This is a genomic window from Phaeobacter sp. HF9A (assembly GCF_011806385.1).
Classification (GTDB): Bacteria; Pseudomonadota; Alphaproteobacteria; order Rhodobacterales; family Rhodobacteraceae; genus Epibacterium.
In genome coordinates this window covers 1-2,760 of the sequence record NZ_JAATOX010000223.1, presented here as the reverse complement: position 1 = coordinate 2,760, position 2,760 = coordinate 1, and the positions used below count along the sequence as shown (strand labels likewise).

At 58.0% G+C, this 2,760-nt stretch carries 3 protein-coding genes and 1 pseudogene; all 4 read left to right on the top strand.

Going from position 1 to position 2,760, the window contains the following annotated elements; all coding sequences use genetic code 11:
- Positions 1 to 314, top strand: a pseudogene (locus HCZ87_RS20455) (ABC transporter substrate-binding protein); the annotation flags it as partial.
- A gap of 78 nt (positions 315 to 392) precedes the next feature.
- Complete coding sequence (locus tag HCZ87_RS20450) at positions 393 to 1,274, top strand: ABC transporter permease subunit (protein ID WP_167646931.1); 882 nt, start codon at positions 393 to 395, stop codon at positions 1,272 to 1,274.
- A gap of 14 nt (positions 1,275 to 1,288) precedes the next feature.
- Positions 1,289 to 2,194: an ABC transporter permease subunit gene (locus HCZ87_RS20445; RefSeq protein WP_167646929.1), complete on the top strand. Its 906-nt coding sequence runs from the start codon at positions 1,289 to 1,291 to the stop codon at positions 2,192 to 2,194.
- An 11-nt stretch (positions 2,195 to 2,205) separates the two neighbouring features.
- A partial coding sequence (locus HCZ87_RS20440) for an ATP-binding cassette domain-containing protein (protein ID WP_167646927.1) occupies positions 2,206 to 2,760 on the top strand: 555 nt, incomplete at its 3' end.

Below are 2,760 nucleotides of genomic sequence, written 5' to 3'. Positions count from 1 at the left end.
CCCCGGAGGTGCAGTATTTCTGGCACAAAGAAACGGGTTATGTTCCGATCACCGAGGCCGCCTATGAACTGGCCAAGGAAGACGGCCACTATGACCGTTTCCCGGCTGCCGAAGTTGGCATCAAACAGCTGTCCCTGCCCGCCGGTGAAAACACCAAAGGCTACCGCATGGGTTTCTACGTGCAGATCCGTGACGTGATGAACCGCGAATACGGCCGCATCCTGTCCGGCGAAACCTCGGTTGAAGACGCCTTCAAAAACATCGAGACCGAAGCCAACGCTCTGCTTGAGCGTTTTGCCAAGACCCAAGGCTAAGCTTCGTCACGACCCACAAGGGCAACCCGCGTATCTTGCGCGGGTTGTCCATTTTCTTTTGCCGATGGAATACCCCTCATGAAACGTGCCGGATTTACCACCGTCTGGCTGCCCGTTGCGCTGTTGCTGCCTCAGTTGTCGATCATCGCGATCTTCTTCTACTGGCCGGCCGCATGGGCGGTGCAGTCGTCTTTCTACCTTCAGGACCCCTTTGGGTTCGGCTCCACCTTTGTGGGCGTCGAAAACTACACCCAGCTGTTCGACAACAGCGAATATGCCAAGGTGGCGCGTTTCACCGTGATCTACACCGTATTGGTGACCTTCTTCTCCTTGGCGCTGGCGCTTTTGCTGGCGGTCAAGGCGGATGCGGTCATTCGCGGCGCAAAAACATATCGCACCCTTTTGATGTGGGTCTATGCGGTCGCGCCGCCGGTTGCTGGCTTCTTGGGGTTGATGTTCTTTGACCAGCGCAACGGCCCGCTGACGGAGATGTTCCAATCGCTGGGCTGGGATTTCCGCCTTGGTGCGGATTACAAATCCACCGCAACCGCCATGGTGGTGGTGGCCGTGTGGAAACAGATCCCGGTCAATTTCATCTTCTTCCTCTCCGGCCTTCAGTCGATCCCGAAATCGGTGCGCGAGGCCGCGCTGATCGACAATCGCTCTGCCTCTGGCCGTTTTTGGGATGTCACCTTCCCGCTGCTGGCGCCGACGGCCTTCTTCTTGCTGATCATCAACATCACCTATGCGCTGTTTGACACCTTCGGCATCATCGACACGCTGGTGCGCTCCGAGCCCGGCAACAACCCGGTGACGCTGGTCTACAAGGTCTTCGTCGATGGCTTCCGCGGCAATGATCTTGGTGGCTCCTCCGCGCAATCGGTGATCCTGATGATCCTCGTTCTTGTGCTTACCGTTTTCCAGTTCCGGCTTATCGAACGCCGGATCCATTACACCTGAACAGGAGGCGACAGATGGCTGATCTCACCCATAGTGACGGCGCCGTGCACCACGTCGTGCCCCGCCGCCGTATCCGGCTGAGCCAGGTTGTGGATCATTTGATCCTGATCCTCGGCTCGCTGTTCATGATCATTCCGGTGATCTACATCCTTCTCAGCACGAGTTTTTCCGACCCGGATATCATGCGCAACGGGCTGCAACTCGGTTTTGAGGGGCATATGTTGGAGAACTTCAAGGGCGCGATGTTCGACACGGCCGGGTTTAGCGAAACCATTACCGGCACCCGGATGCTCATCAACTCGATGATCCTTGGTCTTGGCTTTGCGATCGGCAAGATCGTGATCTCGATGATGGCCGCCTATGCGATCGTCTATTTCCGTCTGCGGTTCGCGACCTTCGCGTTCTGGATCATCTTCACCACCCTGCTGCTGCCGCTGGAAGTGCGCATCCTGCCCTCCTATGAGGCGATCCAGCGTTTGGGCCTGGCCAATACCTACACCGGGCTGATCGTGCCGCTGATTGCGTCGGCCACGGGGACGTTCTTTTTCCGGCAGTTCTTCCGCTCCATCCCCGAGGAGCTGGTCGAGGCCGCGCGCATTGATGGGGCCGGTCCGGTGAAGTTCTTCATCGACATTCTGGTGCCGCTCTCGCGCACCATGATCGCGGCGATCTTTATCATCATGTTTGTCTATGGCTGGAACCAATACCTCTGGCCGACGCTGATCACCACGGATGAGAGCATGTTCACCCTGGTGCGCGGCATCAAGCAGATCGTGCAGGAGCTATCGCAATCCGGTGCAAAGATCCCCGAATTCGGCAAGGCGCTGGCGCTGGTCATCATTGCCATGGTGCCGCCGGTCTTGATCGTCATTTTCTTCCAGAGCTGGTTCGTCAAGGGCCTCACGGAATCCGATAAATAAGGAATAAAACAATGGCACAGGTAACGCTGGACCGTGTTCGCAAAACCTATCCCAACGGCTTTGAGGCCGTGCAGCCCTGCTCTGTCGTGATCCCCGATGGCGAGCTTGTGGTGCTGGTTGGCCCCTCGGGCTGCGGGAAATCCACCCTGCTGCGGATGATTGCCGGGCTGGAGGATATCACCGATGGCGCGCTTCTGATTGGCGATGACGTGGTCAATGACAAGGACCCGGCAGATCGCAACATCGCCATGGTGTTTCAGAACTATGCGCTCTATCCCCATATGACCGTTGCGAAAAACATGGGATATGGGCTCAAGAACCGCGGCGCCTCCAAGGCGGAGATCGAAACCAAGGTGCAGGAAGCCGCGCGCATTCTGAACCTTGGCGACTATCTGGATCGCCGTCCCAGCCAGCTTTCTGGCGGTCAGCGCCAGCGGGTCGCCATGGGCCGCGCCATCGTGCGCGATCCCGAGCTGTTCCTGTTTGACGAGCCGCTGTCGAACCTCGACGCGAAGCTCAGAAACCAGATGCGGATCGAAATTCGTGCCCTGCAACAGCGCCTTGGC